This window comes from Hyphomicrobium sp. DMF-1, assembly GCF_027886585.1.
Classification (GTDB): domain Bacteria; phylum Pseudomonadota; class Alphaproteobacteria; order Rhizobiales; family Hyphomicrobiaceae; genus Hyphomicrobium_C; species Hyphomicrobium_C zavarzinii.
The window spans coordinates 3201844-3220113 of record NZ_CP115706.1; the positions used below are offsets into that span (position 1 = coordinate 3201844).

General features: G+C 64.1%; 17 protein-coding genes. 11 read left to right on the forward strand and 6 right to left on the reverse strand.

The genetic code is table 11. The annotated features are described in order from the left end of the window. Nucleotides 1-71 precede the first annotated feature (71 nt). On the reverse strand, nucleotides 72-455 hold the full coding sequence (locus PE058_RS14745) for a hypothetical protein (protein ID WP_020086163.1): 384 nt from the start codon (nucleotides 453-455) through the stop codon (nucleotides 72-74). A gap of 327 nt (nucleotides 456-782) precedes the next feature. Between PE058_RS14745 and PE058_RS14750 the strand changes: the two genes are divergently transcribed. The 11 genes from PE058_RS14750 to PE058_RS14800 all read left to right on the forward strand — a co-directional run bounded on the left by PE058_RS14750 (nucleotide 783) and on the right by PE058_RS14800 (nucleotide 10343). Continuing rightward, entirely contained in the window at nucleotides 783-1148 is a 366-nt protein-coding gene (locus tag PE058_RS14750; protein WP_271028745.1) for a DUF2946 family protein, read from the forward strand. Between the two features lie 99 nt (nucleotides 1149-1247). Next, complete coding sequence (locus PE058_RS14755) at nucleotides 1248-3716, forward strand: TonB-dependent siderophore receptor (protein WP_271028746.1); 2469 nt, start codon at nucleotides 1248-1250, stop codon at nucleotides 3714-3716. Nucleotides 3717-3723: 7 nt separating this feature from the next. Continuing rightward, nucleotides 3724-4557, forward strand: coding sequence for a DJ-1/PfpI family protein (locus PE058_RS14760; protein WP_271028747.1), 834 nt, complete (start codon nucleotides 3724-3726; stop codon nucleotides 4555-4557). Between the two features lie 94 nt (nucleotides 4558-4651). Continuing rightward, entirely contained in the window at nucleotides 4652-5023 is a 372-nt protein-coding gene (locus tag PE058_RS14765; protein WP_271028748.1) for a hypothetical protein, read from the forward strand. Between the two features lie 75 nt (nucleotides 5024-5098). After that, entirely contained in the window at nucleotides 5099-5671 is a 573-nt protein-coding gene (locus tag PE058_RS14770; RefSeq protein WP_020086158.1) for a DUF2244 domain-containing protein, read from the forward strand. Between the two features lie 56 nt (nucleotides 5672-5727). Then, nucleotides 5728-5910, forward strand: coding sequence for a hypothetical protein (locus tag PE058_RS14775; protein WP_156827388.1), 183 nt, complete (start codon nucleotides 5728-5730; stop codon nucleotides 5908-5910). 31 nt (nucleotides 5911-5941) lie between these two features. After that, the gene (locus tag PE058_RS14780) at nucleotides 5942-6319 is read left to right on the forward strand and encodes a hypothetical protein (RefSeq protein ID WP_271028749.1); all 378 of its coding nucleotides are present in this window, start codon (nucleotides 5942-5944) and stop codon (nucleotides 6317-6319) included. Between the two features lie 110 nt (nucleotides 6320-6429). Next, nucleotides 6430-7842 carry a c-type cytochrome gene (locus PE058_RS14785; protein ID WP_271028750.1) on the forward strand — a complete coding sequence of 471 codons (1413 nt, stop codon included), beginning with the start codon at nucleotides 6430-6432 and terminating at the stop codon, nucleotides 7840-7842. 4 nt (nucleotides 7843-7846) lie between these two features. After that, nucleotides 7847-9070, forward strand: a complete 1224-nt coding sequence (locus PE058_RS14790) for a hypothetical protein (protein WP_271028751.1) — start codon at nucleotides 7847-7849, stop codon at nucleotides 9068-9070. A 15-nt stretch (nucleotides 9071-9085) separates the two neighbouring features. Beyond that, the gene (locus tag PE058_RS14795; protein ID WP_271028752.1) at nucleotides 9086-9433 is read left to right on the forward strand and encodes a c-type cytochrome; all 348 of its coding nucleotides are present in this window, start codon (nucleotides 9086-9088) and stop codon (nucleotides 9431-9433) included. A 205-nt stretch (nucleotides 9434-9638) separates the two neighbouring features. Next, nucleotides 9639-10343 (forward strand): DUF599 domain-containing protein, encoded by a 705-nt coding sequence (locus tag PE058_RS14800; RefSeq protein ID WP_020086152.1) that lies wholly within the window; start codon nucleotides 9639-9641, stop codon nucleotides 10341-10343. Nucleotides 10344-10549: 206 nt separating this feature from the next. On the opposite strand, the gene PE058_RS14805 is transcribed toward PE058_RS14800, so the two are convergent. The 5 genes from PE058_RS14805 to PE058_RS14825 form a co-directional block, all read right to left on the reverse strand. Further along, nucleotides 10550-10819, reverse strand: a complete 270-nt coding sequence (locus PE058_RS14805; RefSeq protein WP_271028753.1) for a hypothetical protein — start codon at nucleotides 10817-10819, stop codon at nucleotides 10550-10552. 155 nt (nucleotides 10820-10974) lie between these two features. Continuing rightward, nucleotides 10975-12162: a hypothetical protein gene (locus PE058_RS14810; protein WP_020086150.1), complete on the reverse strand. Its 1188-nt coding sequence runs from the start codon at nucleotides 12160-12162 to the stop codon at nucleotides 10975-10977. Nucleotides 12163-12366: 204 nt separating this feature from the next. Further along, nucleotides 12367-14691, reverse strand: a complete 2325-nt coding sequence (locus PE058_RS14815) for a Tex family protein (RefSeq protein ID WP_020086149.1) — start codon at nucleotides 14689-14691, stop codon at nucleotides 12367-12369. 228 nt (nucleotides 14692-14919) lie between these two features. After that, entirely contained in the window at nucleotides 14920-16251 is a 1332-nt protein-coding gene (locus PE058_RS14820; protein WP_271028754.1) for a DNA recombination protein RmuC, read from the reverse strand. A gap of 54 nt (nucleotides 16252-16305) precedes the next feature. Continuing rightward, on the reverse strand, nucleotides 16306-18048 hold the full coding sequence (locus tag PE058_RS14825; RefSeq protein WP_271028755.1) for a DUF4384 domain-containing protein: 1743 nt from the start codon (nucleotides 18046-18048) through the stop codon (nucleotides 16306-16308). Between the last annotated feature and the right edge of the window lie 222 nt (nucleotides 18049-18270).

An 18270-nucleotide genomic window follows, 5' to 3' on the forward strand; every position in this document is an offset into this window, starting at 1 on the left:
CGCTTGCGCAGACGCGCACTGTGCGGACGCAGCCGAAAGGGTCAGGACGATGTGAGGAAAAGCGGGTCCGCTTAAGCGGCTAGGAGCGCAGCAGGGGGGCCGCGCGCGGAGACGGCGCCAGGCTTCGGTGTAGCCCAATAAAGATCCCGGGTGATCCGGTATACAACGGCGGAAAATTCCGCTTCGGACGCTGGCCGGAACGGCGCATCAGAGAGCAGAGCCAGAGCGCCCATCGTCGCGAAATCGCAAGATTTGACGTCGCGCTTCTGCTTTTGAAGAGGAGCCTGGCTGTCTCCGAGATCGTCCGCCACGATTTGCGGCCCATAGCCCGTGCAGATCACGAGCGTCGTAGAGCCCGTATCGGCAGAGGTGCCAACCATGAACCCCGCCGGCACGACAGCGTGGGCGGCAAACACCGCCAGGAAGAGCAGATGGATGACACGCCTTACGATCACGGCTTCGCTGGGTCCTGAGGATCGAGCTTTTGTGACAGATGCAGTGCTAGATCAGCGATAGCAACTTCGGTTTCCCGCGCCTTGGCGAAAGTCAAGGCAGTGTGGCAGTCAGAGCACGACGACGTGCATACATTTCCCGAATGAATTGGTGCCGCGCTCTCACGTGAATAATTGGATCGCCTGCCGTAGGCGGACGAATTCTGAAGTGTCCAATTCGCAACATGCCAGACAAGATTATTCCCCGAGTGGCTCGCATTGGGTTGCTCGCGGTCCTACCCGAACCTACCGTCGGCTCTCTCGCATTCGGGGGGCGCGATTGGCGGTCAGATGGCACAACGCCTGATCACACTGCTGTGCACGATCGCGGTAGCAGTGAACGCCCTGCTCCCGTCCGGCTTCATGCTGGTTCGTGCACAGAGCGCCGACGCCGTGACCGTCGTTATCTGTACGGGGTATGGCCCCGAGACGCTCACCCTCGACTCCGAGGGACACCAGCTTCCCCCTGAGCCGCAGAAAGAAAAGCGCTGCGACTACGCAACGTTCGGTGCCGTGGCGCTTGCAAGCGAACCAGCGCGCCTCGAGACGCAGGCTCTCTACGCGTCGATTTCCTATCGCATCACGCGGGCGATATTCCGCGAGACGCCTAAGCCGGGTGCCACGTCCGCACGCGGCCCGCCCATCGAGCTGATCTAGCGACGTTCTCCGAAGCAGAAGCGTGCGTTCCGAGCCGGCCTTTTTGTCCGAGCGGCGCGCGCCTCGCTGACCCGTCAGATCATCTCGAAAGCAAAATCCATGGCTGCCTTGCCTCACGCGGCGCGTCTCGACCGCTTGTATCGAAATTTCGTATCGATCCTATTTGCCCTCGTGCTCTCGCTGCTGGCGCTTGCCGCGCTGGCGGCGAAAGTCCTCGCTCAAGCGCCAGACAAGCCGGCCGAGCTCCCGCCTGTGGAAGTCACGACGTCTCCAAGCGCAAAAGCGACAAGCTCGAGCAAGAAGAGCAGCGCGCAGTCTTCCGCCATGACTGCGCCCGCGCCTTCGGCCCCGATGGCCGCCGAGGCGAGCGATCCCGCAACCGCGCTCGGCAGCTACAATCCGGCGCTCGACTTTCCCGACATGGAGCTTCCGCCCGGCACGACGTTGACCACGGCAGGCCCGGTGTACGGCTACCAGGCGCTCTCGGCCATGTCGTCGACCAAGACCGCGACGCCGATCGAGCAAATCCCCCACGCGATCCAGGTCATTCCGAAAGCCGTGCTCGACGATCAGCGCCCGACGTCCATCGGTGAGGCGCTTCAGAACGTTTCGAACACGCAGGGCCCGCATCCCAGCGCCATCGGCAACGCGGAGATGTCGCCCTTCAAGATCAGAGGCTTCAGCGCCGACCTGTGGATCGATGGGATGCCCGTTCTGTTCGGCAATACTCATCGCGATGCCTACTCGAATATCGAGCGTGTCGAAGTGCTCAAGGGACCGAGCGCGATCCTCTACGGCGGCGGCGCGGGCGCTCCCGTTTCTGGCGCAGTGAACTTGATTTCGAAGCTGCCGACTGATGTCGCGGGCGGCGAATTCGGGATCGCCGTAGGGAGTCACGACTATCTCCGTACGTTCTTCGACATCAATCAGCCGATTACATCGAATGGCACTGTTCTGTTCCGGCTGACCGGCGAGTACAGCGGCGCCGACAGCTACATCGATGTCCTCGAGTCCGACCGCTATGCCATCGATCCTACTCTTACGATCACGAACAAGACGGACACGACGCTGACTATTCAAGGCTCGTTCGCGAAGTCAAAGCAGCAGGCGTATCCCGGCTTGCCGGCAGTCGGCACCGTGGCTGGAGATTTCCGGATCGATCCGAGCTTGTACACGGGCGATCCGAACATCCCTCGCACCGACGTCGAGCGACAGGGAGTTACCGTCAGCTTGGATCACAGGTTCGATCCTGTGTGGTCCTTCAACGTGAAGACGCGCTACAGCAAGACGGATGCGGTGCAACCTTCGCAAGGGCCAACGACAGCCGCGCCCGATGTCGGGCCGACGACGTGGACTTTGCTGAATGTCTTGATGGGTCAACAGCAAGAAGAGTTCACGATCAATCCGAACCTGCAGGCCAGATTTGCTCTCGGCGAAACCAAGAACACCGCGCTCATCGGTGCCGACTACAGCCATGTCACGGACAAGGGTTACATGTTTGTCGATACCCTTGGCCTGATGGGCTACCTTGGATGCCTGGGCGGCGCGCCTCCTTTCCCTGCCTGTGTGCCGCCGTCTCCATTTCCAGCCATCGACCTGAAGAACCCTTCCTTCCAGGTTCCATACAAGGATCCTGCCCCCGGAACGGGTGAGTTCTTCCCTGCCTTCGACGCCGACAACACCTACGTCACCAAGGGCGCTTACGTTCAGCTCCAGTCGACGATCTACGATCGCGTCCACCTCCTTGCCGGAGCGCGGCTCGCCAACATCGACATCGAGTACAATGAGCAGGCCATCTTCGACCCGATGACGGGCTTGCCCACACCGACGACTTTCAGGACCGACGAAACAAAGGTTCTGCCGAGGGCCGGAGCGGTGGTCGATCTGACAAGAGACCTGTCCGTCTATGCCAGCTACAGCGAGGGCATGCGTTGGGTGGGCTATTCGCAGGCGGTTCTCGAACCGAAGCCCGAAGAATCGGAGCAGCGCGAGGTCGGCATCAAGTTCAATTTCGGAAATCAGCTCAGCGGCACCGCCGCCTATTTTGAAATCGACCGCAGCAACGTGCCAGCTACCGGCCCGCTGGGTGTTGCCAGCCTCACGAACCAGTCGTCGCGTGGCTACGAGTTCGATTTGCTATGGCAGCCCAACCGGAATTGGTCCGTGCTGGCAAACTACGGCTACACGGACATCGAGTTCAGTGACGACTTTTTCGACGCGACGTCATTCAGCGTCGTACCGGCCGGCACCACGCCTCCCGGCGTGCCAGAGCATTCCGGCAGGCTGTGGGTCAATTATGAATTCGACGGCGCGCTCAAGGGCTTCAGTGCGGGTGCCGGCATCTACGCGGCATCCGGCTCATACGTGGACACCGCCAACATCTACAAAACCGGCTCCTACTACACGATCGACGCAAAAATCGGCTACGAGAACGAGACCTTCGCTGCGAGCCTCAACGTGAAGAACCTCACGGACGAAGACTACTTCGTTCCGTACATCTGGTTCGACGGACAGGTGGCTCCCGGTGCCGACCGGCAGTTCTTTGGCACGTTGGTCTACAAATATTGAGGTCCACATGCCGCTCTCCAAACGAGACGTTCTGATGATGCTGGCCGGCGGCGTGGGAAGCACTTTGTTTCCCGCGACCGCCGGTGCGGCCGAGCAAGCCGGCGGCGCCCAATCGGCCCACGGCGACATGCACGAGATGCCCGCCTCCTGGTACGGCAAGGAGCAGATCGCGTTTTTGATCTACCCGAAGTTTACCGCGCTCGACATGGTTGGTCCGCATTACATGCTGGCCAGCCTGATGGGCTCCACGGTGCATATCGTGGCGAAAACGAAAGAGCCGGTCGTGAGCGATCAACAGCTCGTCTTCATGCCTTCGGTCACGTTCGACGAGTGTCCGGCAGATCTCGACATCATCTGCGTTCCAGGCGGAAGCGACGGGACCCTTGCTGCCATCGAAGACGAGGCGACCATCGCTTTCCTCAAGGATCGAGGCTCGCGTGCGAAATACGTGACGAGCGTCTGCACGGGGTCTCTGGTTTTGGGCGCTGCGGGACTTCTCAAGGGGTACAAGGCGACCTCGCATTGGGCCACGCGCGAAATTCTGCGCGAATTCGGCGCCGAGCCCATAGATGCCCGCGTGGTGGAAGACCGCAATCGCATCACGGGCGGCGGCGTCACCGCCGGCATCGATTTCGGGCTCACCCTCGTCGGCAAGCTGCGAGACCGCCAATACGCCGAAGGCGTCCAGCTCATGGGCGAGTACGATCCCGCGCCTCCCTTCGACTCCGGCTCACCGGCCAAGGCGTCCAGGGTTAACCTCGACATGATGACGGCGATGTTCGCGCCGTTCCTCGTGAAGGCGGCAGAGGCCGCCCGGCGTGCGGCGGCGAAAAACGGTTGAATGCAGATGATCCTTTATCCTCGCGACGATTAATCGCCTTGACCAGTGTCTCAACCTTGCAGATCGTGCGCCCATGCGACGCTTGCGCAGAAACATGATCGCCCGACACTTCCTGCTGGCATTCTACGTGCTGGCGGCGGTGACGGTCGGCTTTGCGCATCGCCCGCTCGCATTGGCGTCCGGGGCCGATCTCGCGGCCTATGCGTTGCCAGACGGCACGCTTCCGGTCATTTGCGGAACAGGAAGCACGGAGCCGGGCTCGCTGCCCGCCAAGCGCCATGCCGGAGCCGTCTGCGACGCGTGTCTTCTGACCTCTGCGCCCGGCCTCCTGCCAGGAGAGAGCGACAGCCTCACCTATGATGCTGCGCCGCCTGCCGCCGTTCTGCCGACGCGCCTGCGCGCGCCGGGCGACCAGAACAAGCCGCTCAATATCCGCTCGCGCGCACCTCCGTCTCTTCCTGCCTGATCGCACATTTGCGCGTGCTGGCACGCCATGCCTGCGCGCAATCCCGATTTGGATTGGATAGATCGTGAGGCCACCATGCCATCACCGGATGCGCTTGCGTCTTCGCAAGCCGGTACCGCGCGCGCGAGCGCTCCGGCTTCGTTCATCATCACGCCGCACCAGAGTCTGAGCGACAACGCCGCTCTCGTCCTTTACGCCGCGCTTCTTATGCTCGGCATCGCTATTCAGCTTCCGGCGCTCACCCACGGGTGGTGGCCGGTTTCGATGTTCGTCTCCCTCGATGTCGCGGGGGCCATTCTCGTGCTTCATGTTTTCAGGCTGTGCCAGCGACACCGCCGCGAGGAGATCGAGGTTGCGGATGGCACCATTTCGATCCGACGGTTCGCATTTCGCAGCGCGATGACCGAGCAACATCTGCCGTGCTACGGCCTCAGCGTCTTGCGCTGCGACGATCCGGATTTTGGGTGCCGGCGGCTGATCCTCAAGCTGCGGAAACAGAGCGTGGAGATCGCGCGCGACCTCTCCCCGTTCGAGCGGGAAGCCTTTTCGACGGCCTTCGTCGACGCTCTGCGCCCCTATTCGGTGCCGCTACGCATCGAGACCGGGCCGGGATGGGCCCTGCTCACCAAAGGGCCGTACGCACCGTGAGGAACCCGCGCGCCATCGGCGCGACGGGGACGATCAACAGCGAGGATGTAACGATCATGTTTCGGCGATTTGCTTCGCTCGGCCGCCGAGGCCGCGCGGCCGCCGCTCATGCCGGGCAAGGAGCCGGGCGGGCGACGTCGGCTGCTTTCTGGGCGTGGATCGCATACCAGACCATCAAGGGCTTGATCACGACCACGCTCGTCTGGGCGCCCCTCGCCTACTACTATTTCTTCGCATGATCGCGGAGCGGACAGCCATGACGGACGCGTCATGAGACGAGCCGGCTGGGTCAAACCTGCGCGCTGTCTGGTGCTGGTGCTCTATGCACTGGCCAGCCTGTCGATCGGCTTTGCGCATAGACCAGCGCAGCCATCGGCCGCGGATCTGGCCGAGTTCGCCATGCCGGACGGCACGCTACCCGTCCTCTGTCTGACCAAAGGAGACACCTCGGGCCGTGCCGGTGCCTCTAAGAGCAGTTGCAAAGCGTGCCGCCTGATCGCCGCGCCGGGCCTTCCGCCGTCACGGTCCGGCTCCGCGTGGCTTTCCCTTCGGTGCGCTGCCGTCAATCGGCACTTCCCGCGCATCGCATCCATCGGCGTCAATCCGGCATTGCCGGTGCTGGGGCCGCGCGGACCACCCCGAGCCTGAGCGCGTTTCTCCCTCTCCTTCCCGTTCGTCCGGCTCAAGGCCGGCGCGCACTGGCACGCACGCGCGTGCGCAGGAGAGGTCCTATTGCCTGAAAACAAAGGAAACAGCTCATGGACATGCTCGGCATGTACCCGACCTTCTACGTGCCCTACATCGGCACGGCCTGGGTCATGGGTATCATCGGCGTCATCCACGTTGTGGCTTCACACACGTCGGTCGGCGCGGCCTTTCTCTTCGCTCTACTCGAAACCAAAGCCTACAGGGACAACCAGCCTCAGTTGATGACCTTCATCAAACGGTATGGCGTTTTCCTGCTGGTTTTCTCCTACATCATCGGCTCCATCACGGGTCCCGGCATCTGGTATGCCATCACGGTTGCGAGCCCGCGCGGCGTCGGCGGCCTGATCCATAACTTCGTGTGGGTGTGGGCGGCCGAGTGGGTTTACTTCACCGTCGAGGTGATCGGCGTCTACGCGCTCGTCTACCTCATCGGAAAGATCGATCCGCTTTCCCATCTCAAGCTCACGTGGTCCTTCGCACTCGCCTCGTGGGCGACAATGTTGCTGATCGTCGGCATCCTCTCGTTCATGATGTGGCCGGGTTCGGAGTCCTGGTACATGACCGGCTCCACGAACGACGCCTTCTACAATCTCAACTTCTTTGCCCACCTCGGGGTTAGGACAGGCTCGATGCTCGTCATGGCTGCCGTCGTCGGTTTCATGGTCGCGGCCGGCATGAAGGACAGAGAGCTGAAGCACGGCGTCATCCGCATGCTGGCGCCGGTCGGCCTGGTCGGCGGTCTCTTCTCCGTGATGATGTTCTTCTACTATCTGCAGACGTTGCCTGAAAACGCACGCGTGATGCTGAAGGCGCACCTTCTGCCGTCCTACGCGGCCGGCATGATGGCCGTCGTCGCGGTGGCGTCGCTCTATCTGATCGCCGCATGGGCAAGACCGCAGATCGTTCGGCTCTGGATCGCGGTACCGGTGTTCACCTTCATCGCCGTCGTCGGCGTTTGGCCGGAAGAACGCATGCGCGAGAGCATGCGCAAGCCCTATGTGGCCGGGCAGTATATCTACGGCAATCAGGTGATCGCCCGCGACGTTCCGGGCAAGGAGATCGTGGCAGAGGTCGAGACGATCGCGGAGAAGGGACTGCTCAAGCTCCATCCCTTCGTGCCCGATCGGCTGAGGACGGTGACGGACGAGAACCGGTACGAGGTGGGCGAGCTTCTCGCGAAGATCGCCTGCTCGAACTGTCATTCGCTCGATCCGGGAGCGCCTCTGCGGAGCATTCCCGACAAGTTCCGGCGTTCGACGGACGAAGACCTGATCGCCGCGTTTCTGCGAGGACCGCTGAAGCACGGCGCCATTCCCTACATGCCGCGCATCGATCTGCCAGAGCCGGAGATCGGTGCGATTGCCCATTACATCGCGACCGTGAATGCAGCGGCGCAGGCGGGGACCGAGAGCGATACGCCGGTTGCGCACATCGCGCCCGCCTCCGGGCCAAGCAAGGAGTGACATCATGGATATCGGCACAATCATGAATACGATGCGCGATCCGGCAGGAGTGCCGGCCGTGCCCCAGCTCTTCCAGGTTCTCGCGGTGGGGACCTGGGTCTTCCACATCGCCTTCGTCCACCTCACGCTCGGGGCGGCGGGTCTTGCGATCTACGCGTTCTACAAGCGCGAGGCCGGACCCTACTGGGAGCAGATGTCGATCGCGATGACGAAAGTCGCCAAGGTCGGCGTCTCGCTTCTCATCGTGCTCGGCGTGGCGCCGCTGCTGTTCACGCAGGTGATCTACGATCCGCAGTGGTACACCTCCAACGTGCTATCGGCGGGGTGGGCGATCGGCTTCATCTTCACGCTGATCGCGGGCTATTGCCTGTGGTTCGCGTTCTATTGGGGCAACCACGAGGGCGCGAAGCGCTACATCGGCGTCTATGCGGTGCTGAGCCTAGCTCTCTTCATTCTGGACGGTCTGATCATGCACGCGCTCGCCTATCAGGCGATCCTGCCTGACAGGTGGATGGAGTGGTATGCGCCGGGCGGGGTCGTCGATACGAGCGGCTCGAAGCTGCATGCGATCGAATGGCCGCGCTACTTGTTCATCATGAGCCTGTCGGCGCCGGCCGTCGGTCTCTATCTGATCGCGTATGCGGACTATTTCGCCACGCGTTCCGACAAGACGCCGGAGTATCGCGCATTCGGCCGCCTGCTCGGCCGCACCATCGCCGTCCCGGGACTGGCCGTTTCCGCGCTTCTCGCGTCGTGGTGGCAGCTCGACCATCCCGCCGCTACAGGGCTCTCGGAGCAACCGCTGGGCTGGCTCTTGCCGGGCTTCCTTCTCGTCCTGGCAGGCCTCACGGCAGCGGGATACCAGCGCCTTCATGGCTATGCGTTTCTCGGGATCGGCCTCGGCGTTCTGGCGCTGCTCGCCTTCTGGCGAGAGGTTGTTCGCATCACCTACCTCACGCCCTTCGGCTACATCGCATCGGACTACAAGGTCCATGCGGATTGGCCGTCCCTTGTCCTGTTCTTCTCCACGCTGGCCGGCGTGGGCGGGCTGGTTGGCGGCTACTACCTGGCGCTCCTCTACCGCGCTGGCCGTGTGCAGGGCACCTATACCGCCGAGCCCCCGATCGCGCGTCTCGGCACGGCTGCAGTCGCCGTGCTCGTGGTGTGGATCGGCGTGTTCTTCGTCTACGGCGTCGCGATCTGGATCCGCAACGCGCTACTCGCATAGGAATTGGAGGAACCCATGTTTTCTATAAAGATCAAGATCGCGTTTGCTTTCGCACTCATCGGACAAACCGCTCTCGCACATGGCGCGAACGCGCAATCTGCGGATATCGCCGCAGGTCAGAAGCGTGCGGAGGTGTGCATGGCCTGCCACGGCGAGAAAGGCCGAAGCCAAGTGCCGGGCATCCCGCACCTTGCGGGCCAGGATCGCGACTATCTCATGGCCGCACTCAACGCCTATCGCGCGGGGAACGTGCGGACGGATCCGACCATGGTGGAGATGGCGAAACCACTGACCGACAAGGACATTGAGAACCTTGCGGCCTTCTGGAGCTCGCTCGGCTCCGTCGTCGCGGTGCAGGAGTAGAAAAAAGGGCCGGGGTCCCGTTTGCGGGGTCCCGGCCCGATCCTTTGCCGGTCACATCCTTTTCCCGTCGCACTTCTTTGTCTTCATGTCGCAGCTCGTTTCCCACGTGTCGCAGTATGCGGCCGCGCGCAGGCCCTCTATACAGCCTGACCGCGATCGCAGACCTTCACACGGCAAAGCCGCGTCCTACCCCTCAGGATCCGACATGATGACCGGCATCACGCTCTATGACGTTGTGGCCTTCACCACGTTTCTCGTGTGCTGGCCGGGCTACCACTGGGCCGCGCGGCATGTGGATGCGCGCCGCCCGAGCCTGATGTCTCTCGTCAAAAAATTCCGCCATCAGTGGATCGAGCGGATCGGCCAGCGCGAAAGCCACGTCGCGGATGCGACGCTTCTCGGAAACTTGCTGCGTGGGGCGCTGTTCTTTGCCTCCACCACCGTGCTCATCCTCGGCGGCCTGCTGGCACTGCTCGGCACGGCGAGCAAAGTGGCGGAGCTCACCTCGCACCTGCCGTTCGTGCGGTCTTCCGATCCCGCGCTCGCGGAGCTGAAGGCGCTCATCCTGATCCTGGTTTTCGTCTACGCCTTCTTCAAGTTCACGTGGTCCGCCTGGCAGTACAACGTGCTGTCGATCCTCGTGGGCGCCATGCCGGATCGCGATCACGACGGCCCGCAACGCAAGACCTACATCGCGGCGGCCGGGGACGTGGCCGCGCTCGCCGGAGAGGCCTACAACAATGGCGTGCGGGCCTACTATTTTTCGATCCCGCTGATGGCCTGGCTGGTCGATCCGCTGCTGTTCCTCGGCGCCACGCTGCTCGTCACCCTCGTGCTCTACCGCCGCGAGTTCTCGTCGCCCGTGATGGACGCGCTAAAGAGCGTTCAGAGGCAAGCCGCCTCCGAATGAGGCATACGCGTAATCAGCGCACGCCGTGCTAGGCTCGCGGAATGAGTCGGCAGGCCGCGAGGTGGCTGATGAACGAGCGCGTCAAGGCAATCCTGATAACCGCTCTCAAGCTCTCTCCTGAAGAGCGGGCCGAACTCGCCCAGACGTTGCTCGATAACATCGAGGCGGATTCTGCACGCGTGGATCAGCTCATGGCCGAGGATTCTTCAGGCCGCGCGGCCGAGGAAACGCTGCCGCAGCCCACTTCCGACGTTCTCGCCAAATATCTCGACATCTGAGAGCGCTTCCGGCTTTGCCCGCGCGGCCGGCATGTCGAGGGCATTCTCCGCGATGGCCTTGCGAAGCTGCTCCATCTCGTACTCGAGCGAAGCGATGGTCTCCTCCGTCTGCGCGGTTTCAGCGCGAACCTTACCGATCTCGGTGTTGAAGTCGTCGAGCGCGCGCTGGATGACCGCGAAGGCCGCATCTGCGTCCATGATGGAGTTATCCCCCTAATCCACAGGACCGAGGTAGTGCGATTCCGAGCCGTCGCGCGCACGGCGTTCAGAGTTTTGCTCAGTTTTATGGGTTGCACAGACTGTCTTTAGGCGGGCCTCCCTCCGGCTTTAGACGGAGAGAGGCAGCCAGGCGATCAGCCCAGAAGAGCGGCGGCCGCGTCGGCCTCGCCGTACATGGTCATCATCGGCTCGTCGTCGAGGATCGCTTCCTCGTACTTGCCGTAGCCGTTGAAGTCACCGGCAATGGCGCGGCCGTAGGCCCCCACGTTGCCGATCTCCAGATAGTCGCCTTCCTTGATGCAGGCCGGCAGCACGAACGGACCCTTCATGTGGTCGATGGAATCGCAGGTAGGTCCCCACAGCTCGTAGGAGATGGGCGCCTCGCCGCCTGCGGGCTCGCGGTTGATCAGGCGAGCCGGATAGATCCAGCCGAGATGGGCCGCATCGAACAGCACGCCGTAGCCGCCATCGTTGATGAAGAGGTCGTTGCCGCGACGGGCTTCCACCCGCACGATCAGGCTTTCGGCCTCGGCGACGAGCGCACGGCCGGGCTCGCACATCAGGCGCACATTCTCGCGCACCGGAAGCTTGTCGATGCTCTCACGGATGGCCTGGAGGAAGCGCGCAAGCGGGGCAGGCTTCATGCCGGGATAGATCGACGGGAAGCCGCCGCCGACATCCAGCCGGTCCACGACGACGCCCGCCTTGCCGATGAGGCGCTGCACCTCGGCAAGGGCGTTGACGTAGGCGTCCGGCGTCATGGTCTGCGAGCCGACGTGGAAGGTGATGCCGAGCTCTGCTGCGACCTGGCGTGCCTTGACCAGGAGGCGGGCGGCCTTCTGGCCGCCGGTGCCGAACTTCCGCTCGAGAGGAATGCGGCTGTTTATGGCGGGCACGGACACGCGCACGAACAGCGCGAGATCACGCGCGGTGCCATCTTCGCCCGCGGTTTCCTCGACGATCTTCTTCAGCTCGTCCTCGGTGTCGAGCGAGAAGCTCCGGACGCCGTGCTGGTGATAGGCGCGACGGATCGCTTCGCGCGACTTCACGGGATGCATGAAATGCAGCTCGGCGCCGGGAATGGTGGCCGCATCCTCGATCTCGGGCAGCGACGCCACGTCGAAATGGCGGATGCCGGCGCCGTACAGGGCACCGATCAGAAAGACCGAGCTATTCGCTTTGTAAGCATACGCCACGTCTCCGTCGAAATTTTCGACGAACCAGCGCGCCGCGCGGGCGGCGGCGTGGGGACGGGCACAGAGAACGGGACGCTCCGGCTTACGTGCGGCGACAAGATCAGCCGCTGAGGCAAAACGCTCCATATCAACGGACCTCCACCAACAATCGGGTTGGAAAAGAAGCGCCGTGCGAAGCGAGATCGCCGCCGTGCGTAAAGTGGATTTAGGGCCTATGGGCCGCGATGTAAAGACCCTTGCTGCAGAAAGGATTATGCGACGTTTTCATGACGTTATTCGGCTGACCCGAGACAGGGCGCCAATCATGAAGACGTCGCCCTGCGATTGCCGCTATTTCCTCTCCTGAGCCCGGCGCAAGGCGGCAGCGAGGGCGCTCTCGCCTGCGGGCTCCGCGCTTTTGCGCGGGGGCGGGGAAAAGTTCCGGGATCCACCCTGCGGGGAGGACGCTCCCGAGGGGCGCTGCGCGCCGGCGCCCGCCGCGGCGCTGCGGTCGATTGTGCCCGAGCGCATGGTCAACGCGATGCGCTTGCGCTCGGCGTCCACCTCCTTCACGCGGACGCTCACGACGTCGCCCACCTTCACCACCTCGCGCGGGTCCTTCACGAACCGATCGGCCAGCTCCGAGATGTGCACGAGGCCATCCTGATGCACGCCGATATCGACGAACGCACCGAAAGCGGCGACGTTCGTCACCGTGCCCTCGAGTTGCATGCCGATCTTGAGATCCGAGATCTTCTCGACGCCGTCGGCAAAGGTCGCGGTCTTGAACTCGGGACGCGGGTCGCGGCCGGGTTTCTCGAGTTCCGCGATGATGTCGGTCACCGTCGGAATGCCGAAGCTGTCGTCGGCGAACTCTGCGGGACGCAGCGACTTCAGGAACGCGCGGTCGCCGATCATGGCCTTGAGCGGGCGCTTCGTCTTCTCGGCGATACGCTCCACCACCTCGTAGGCTTCGGGGTGAACGGCGGAGGCATCCAGCGGGTTCGTGCCGTTCATGATGCGCAGGAAGCCCGCCGCCTGCTCGAACGCCTTCGGCCCCAGGCGCGGCACCTTCTTCAATGCGGCGCGTGTCTTGAACGCGCCGTGCTCGTCACGGAAGGCGACGATGTTGGCGGCGAGCGTCTGGTTAAGGCCGGACACGCGCGTGAGCAGCGGAACGGAGGCCGTGTTCACGTCGACGCCGACGGAGTTCACGCAATCCTCGACGACCGCGTCGAGCGAGCGCGCAAGGCCGGTCTGATCGACGTCGTGCTGATACTGGCCGACGCCGATGGCCTTCGGCTCGATCTTGACCAGCTCGGCCAGCGGATCCTGGAGGCGGCGCGCGATCGAAACGGCGCCGCGCAAGCTGACGTCGAGACCGGGAAACTCCTTGGCGGCGAGCTCGGAGGCCGAATAGACCGAGGCGCCAGCCTCGGACACCATGACCTTGGTGAGCTTGAGCTGAGGCATCTTGCTCATCAGCTCGGCGACGAGCTTGTCGGTCTCGCGGCTGCCGGTGCCGTTGCCGACGCTCACGAGATCGACCTTATGCTTGGCGCAGAGCGCCGCGAGCGCGGCCAGCGAGCCCTGCCAATCGCGCTTGGGCTCGTGCGGATAAATTGTCGTGGTGTCGACGAGCTTGCCGGTCTGATCGACGACGGCGACCTTCACCCCCGTGCGCAAGCCGGGATCGAGGCCCATGGTGACGCGGGGGCCCGCGGGTGCGGCCAGCAGCAGATCCTTGAGGTTCGACGAGAACACGGTGATGGCCTCGGAGTCCGCGCGCTCCTTGAGACGGGTCAGCAGATCCGACGTGATGGTGGTGGCTAGGCGCGCTTTCCAGGCGAGCCGCACCGTCTCGCCTAGCCAGGCGTCCGCAGGACGGCCTTTGTCGGCGATGCCGAACGCCGCGCGGATCTTTGCCTCCGCGGGATGCGCCTTGGTCTCGTCGTGCGCGACGTCGAGATCGATGTCGAGGACACCCTCGTTCACGCCGCGAAGCAGGGCGAGCGCACGGTGGCTCGGCATCTCCTTGATGGCCTGGCCGAAGTCGAAATAGTCCGAGAACTTCGCGCCTTCCGTCTCCTTGGCCTTCTTCACCTTGGAGGTGAGCGTGCCTTCGCCCCATTCCCATTCGCGCAGACCGCCAACGATGTCTGGGCGTTCGGAGATGCGCTCGATCAGGATGTGGCGGGCGCCGTCGAGGGCTGCCTTCTGGTCGGCCACGCCCTTGTCGGCCGCCACGAATTTCTCGGCCTCTGCAACGGGGTCGAGCGCGGGATTGGCCAGCAGCGCTTCCGCCAGCGGCTCGAGACCCGCTTCTCGCGCGATCTGCGCCTTGGTGCGCCGCTTCGGCTTGTAGGGAGCGTAGAGATCCTCCAGCTCGACCTTGGTGCCGGCCGCGTTGAGCGAGCGGGCGAGCTCCGGAGTGAGCTTGCCCTGCTCCTCCACGCTTTTCAAAATCGAAGCGCGGCGATCCTCGAGCTCGCGCAGGTAGACAAGGCGCTCGGACAGGGTGCGGAGCTGCGTATCGTCGAGCCCGCCCGTCTTCTCCTTACGGTAGCGGGCGATGAAGGGAACCGTCGCGCCTTCATCGAGAAGGGTCACGGCGGCGGCAACCTGCCCGGCCGCAACGCGCAATTCGTCGGCAATACGCTGATTGATCTTGTCCATGGCCTACCTACAGAACGAAAAATCCCTTCCTCCTCGGAGAAAGGTCAGTCAGTCGGCATCCCTCTGAACCTTCAAAGGGACACTTGGCTCAATCGGAGACGTATCTGGATCCGGACACCCATCGACGAGGCTTAGATCCAGATAAGTCAGGTAAATTTTGTCCGGACTCGTGCTTCGCAACACCTATGCAAGAGGACGGGATTCCGGCAATGCGATGGCTTCATTGATCTAGGATGCGCGCTGCGTCAACTGTGCGGCGGACGAGGTGGCGGCTTCTCCTTCGAGAGCTTTGTCCTCGAGGTCGAGCGAAACCAAGCGCTCGCCCCGGCCGCTGATGCGGGACGCGGAGGCGGAGACCTTCTCGAGCGCCTTGCCCGACAAGGAGAAATGGCGCTCGAGTTCCGACACGCGCTCGACCAGGCGCGACACGTCGGCCAGCAGCAGACCCACCTCGCGCTGGATGAGCCCGGCCTGATCCCGCATCTTGGCGTCTTTGATAACTGCTTGCACGGTTTGCACCGCAAGCATGAGAATGTTGGGCGCGACGATCACCACACGCGCCCGGTGCGCGCGCTGGACGAGGTCGGCGAAATGCTCGTGCAGATCGCCGTAGACCGATTCCGAGGGCACGAACATCAGCGCCGTGTCCTGGGTTTCGCCCGGGATCAGATATTTCTCCGCGATGTCGTCGATATGGCGGCCGACGGCTTCACGGATGGCATCGCGGGCGGCCTTCACCTCGTCGGGAGCGCGGGCCACGCGCAGGGCTTCGAAGCCTTCGAGGGGAAACTTGGAATCGATGACCAGGGCAGCAGGCGTGTTCGGCAGGCGGATCACGCAATCCGGCCGCTTTCCGTTGGAAAGCGTGGCCTGGAACTCGTAGACGCCGGCAGGCAGCGCATCGCGGATGATGGTCTCCATGCGAAGCTGCCCGAAAGCGCCGCGCGCCTGCTTGTTGGCGAGGACGCCGGAGAGCGAGCCCACCTCGGACGAGAGATCGGCGAGGCTCTGCTTGGCTTCCGCAATGACGGCGAGGCGTTCGTTCAGCGTCGAGAGGGTTTCGGTGGTGCGCCGTCCCGCCTCCGCCAGATTGTCGCCGAGCCGAGCCGAAACCGTATCGAGGCTCTGCGCCATGTGCCGGGACAGAGTATCGACCCGCTCAGACAGGCGGGCCACGGTGTCGCCGTTCTGGCGCTGCGTCTCGGCAAGGCTGTCCGACAGACGGCGGCTCACGCCATCGAGCGCGCTGCCGAGGCGGGCTGCCACCTGCTCCACACGCTCGTCGAGCGCACGCGCTTCTTCCGACTGGCGGCGCACCGTCATCTCGCTCATGGCGGTGAGGCGCCCCTTGATCTCCGCGAACTCGGCTGCGGCGAGCGCCTCACGCTTGTGGGCCTCGGAAGCGCGTCTCAACCCCAGCGCGATCCATAGCAGCACCACCGCCAGCACGACGGCGGCGCCGGCCACCAACGCGGGGTCGAGGCCGCTCGCAGCCGCGGTGAGAACCTCACGAAGCGCGGCAAGCCAGTCAGCCAGGGAAGAAGGGCTCGGTTCCACCATAGCCTTTGCGATTATCCGATTCGGCTGTTGAAAATTCGGCGCGGAGCGAAGCGCTCAACGGTTGGCCATTCCGGCGGGCGCAATGGGCACATAAATGGCCGCGCGACCTTCGATGGCGGGGCCCTCCGGATCGACGGCGGCCGCCTCGGGCGGCGCGACAGGCGCCGACCGGCCCCTGCGCCTCGTGCGGCGCGCATTCTCCGCGGCCTCGCGGGCGCGAACCTCCCGCTCACGCTCGGGGGCGGTGCGAAGGAAGGTGCGCCAGTCTCCCAGCACGGCGAACCGCTGCTTTTCGTAGTCGTAGGCGATGCCCAACGGATCGCGCCGTTTGCGCTGACAGATGGCGACGATCTCCTCCTCGCCGCTTTCGTCGAAGCGGAGCTGATAGCCCGCGTCGTGGCCGGGAACCTGGATCGTGACGGAGGGCGCCACCAGATTTTCCGGCTCCAGCTCGTTGGGAAACAGCACGATCGCCTTGCCCGCCTTGTCCACGTTGATGAGCGTGAGATGACACGCCGTGCTGACCGAGGCGTTGAGGGTGACGAGGTCGCGCGGCCTGTAGGCCGGCTTGTCGGTCCAGAGCACGACGTCGATCTCGTCCGCCGCCGGTGCGGTTGCCGCCTCGTCTGTCGGACGCCGGCCGTCGAGAGCGGCCGCGAGGCGATTCCAGGCCGCACGCGTCAGTACGCCATGCAGAAGGCGCCGGGCCGGAAGGAGAAGATCGCCTTCCATCTTGGAGAGCGTGTTCGCGAGATCGGCCGGAGGGAGGCCACGCTCGGCGGCGGCGCGCAAGAGATCCACGTCGCCGTTCCACGAGCGGGCGAGCTCTTCTGCCGCGCTGAGCGCGGCGCCATCAAAACTCTTCACCATTCTTTCGAGCGCGCCACCCGGGCGCGCGTTGCCGAGAAACTGGGCTGCGAACCAATCGATCGGGATTGCATCCCCGCTCACGACCGTGGGCGGAGGATCGATCAGCACGTCCTCCTCGTCCGCCGGCCGGTGGAACTCGCTCAGCCGGAAGGTCAGGATGGCGCTTTCCTCGCCGACCGTCTCGATATCCATGGCTCCGTTCCGGCGCGCCAGCGCCTGGAGGAACGTTGTGGCGGCCTCGCGGAACTCCTTCATGCGGGCGGGAGAGGTGCAGGCGTTCCAGAGATGGGCCAGCGCAACGAAGCGCGTATCGGCGGCTTTTGCCTCACCCGCCGCTTTCATCCAGCGGTCGATCTGCGCTTCCATGTCGGCTTTTCCGATCACCGCCCGGTCGCGGCATCCTTCGTCGCGCGCAGGCAGGCTCTCGATCCAATCGCGGACGGTCTCGATCTCGTCGGGCGTCGCGTGGGCGGGACTAGGCGGGGCCGTCTCCTCCGTATCCGGCGCCTTGTCCTTGCCACCCGCCTCCGCCTTCTTGCCGTTCCCCTCCCGTTGGGCGGGCTCCTTGGCTTGGCCCAAGGTCAGCGATTGCTGCGCGAGGAGTTGCTGATAGATGCGTGAGGCGTCCGGCCGCTTCGGCGTCACGAGACGCGGATTTGTTGCGATTGTGTCGAGATCGAGCGGCGCTCCCTGAACCCCAGATGCGTCGCGGCAGGCCGGACAATGGGCTTCGAGCACGGCGCGCGCGCGTTCGGGCAGCGGCTTCGTCGGCTCGGGCGGCGACGCGGCGGATGAAGGCGCGTCCTGGGCCGTGTCCGGCTTGGCGGCGGCCGGCACAGCCGCACCCGCGCCCAGCGCAATCGCCACGGCGAGCAGACCGCCCGTCCTCGCGAGCGCTTGCGCAAGCGTTCTCATCGACCCCGCCATCACCTCTCCTGTTCCAGAGCAGAATACCGGCTGGATGCGGGAGGCGGCTAGCGTCGCTTTGGCCACAGCGCAGTGTGGATAATTTGCGCGCCTGTTTACCGTCGGTATTTACCTAACGAGCCCACGCGCGGCCCGCTCGCCGAGCTGCGCCGCCTCAAGAGGTAGCCCCGGCGGCTCGTGTGTCCTATGTGTGAAGGTAAACCTCGAACAAACGGACCGCGG

Bases quoted from the DNA above. Each gene is read 5' to 3' on its own strand.
- PE058_RS14805 (WP_271028753.1), bottom strand. From the start codon at position 10,819: ATGGACGCAGATGCGGCCTTCGCGGTCATCCAGCGCGCGCTCGACGAC.
- PE058_RS14785 (WP_271028750.1), top strand. From the start codon at position 6,430: ATGGACATGCTCGGCATGTACCCGACCTTCTACGTGCCCTACATCGGC.
- PE058_RS14810 (WP_020086150.1), bottom strand. From the start codon at position 12,162: ATGGAGCGTTTTGCCTCAGCGGCTGATCTTGTCGCCGCACGTAAGCCG.
- PE058_RS14800 (WP_020086152.1), top strand. From the start codon at position 9,639: ATGATGACCGGCATCACGCTCTATGACGTTGTGGCCTTCACCACGTTT.
- PE058_RS14770 (WP_020086158.1), top strand. From the start codon at position 5,099: ATGCCATCACCGGATGCGCTTGCGTCTTCGCAAGCCGGTACCGCGCGC.
- PE058_RS14755 (WP_271028746.1), top strand. From the start codon at position 1,248: ATGGCTGCCTTGCCTCACGCGGCGCGTCTCGACCGCTTGTATCGAAAT.
- PE058_RS14790 (WP_271028751.1), top strand. From the start codon at position 7,847: ATGGATATCGGCACAATCATGAATACGATGCGCGATCCGGCAGGAGTG.
- PE058_RS14825 (WP_271028755.1), bottom strand. From the start codon at position 18,048: ATGGCGGGGTCGATGAGAACGCTTGCGCAAGCGCTCGCGAGGACGGGC.
- PE058_RS14775 (WP_156827388.1), top strand. From the start codon at position 5,728: ATGTTTCGGCGATTTGCTTCGCTCGGCCGCCGAGGCCGCGCGGCCGCC.
- PE058_RS14765 (WP_271028748.1), top strand. From the start codon at position 4,652: ATGATCGCCCGACACTTCCTGCTGGCATTCTACGTGCTGGCGGCGGTG.
- PE058_RS14780 (WP_271028749.1), top strand. From the start codon at position 5,942: ATGAGACGAGCCGGCTGGGTCAAACCTGCGCGCTGTCTGGTGCTGGTG.
- PE058_RS14750 (WP_271028745.1), top strand. From the start codon at position 783: ATGGCACAACGCCTGATCACACTGCTGTGCACGATCGCGGTAGCAGTG.
- PE058_RS14760 (WP_271028747.1), top strand. From the start codon at position 3,724: ATGCCGCTCTCCAAACGAGACGTTCTGATGATGCTGGCCGGCGGCGTG.
- PE058_RS14820 (WP_271028754.1), bottom strand. From the start codon at position 16,251: ATGGTGGAACCGAGCCCTTCTTCCCTGGCTGACTGGCTTGCCGCGCTT.
- PE058_RS14795 (WP_271028752.1), top strand. From the start codon at position 9,086: ATGTTTTCTATAAAGATCAAGATCGCGTTTGCTTTCGCACTCATCGGA.
- PE058_RS14815 (WP_020086149.1), bottom strand. From the start codon at position 14,691: ATGGACAAGATCAATCAGCGTATTGCCGACGAATTGCGCGTTGCGGCC.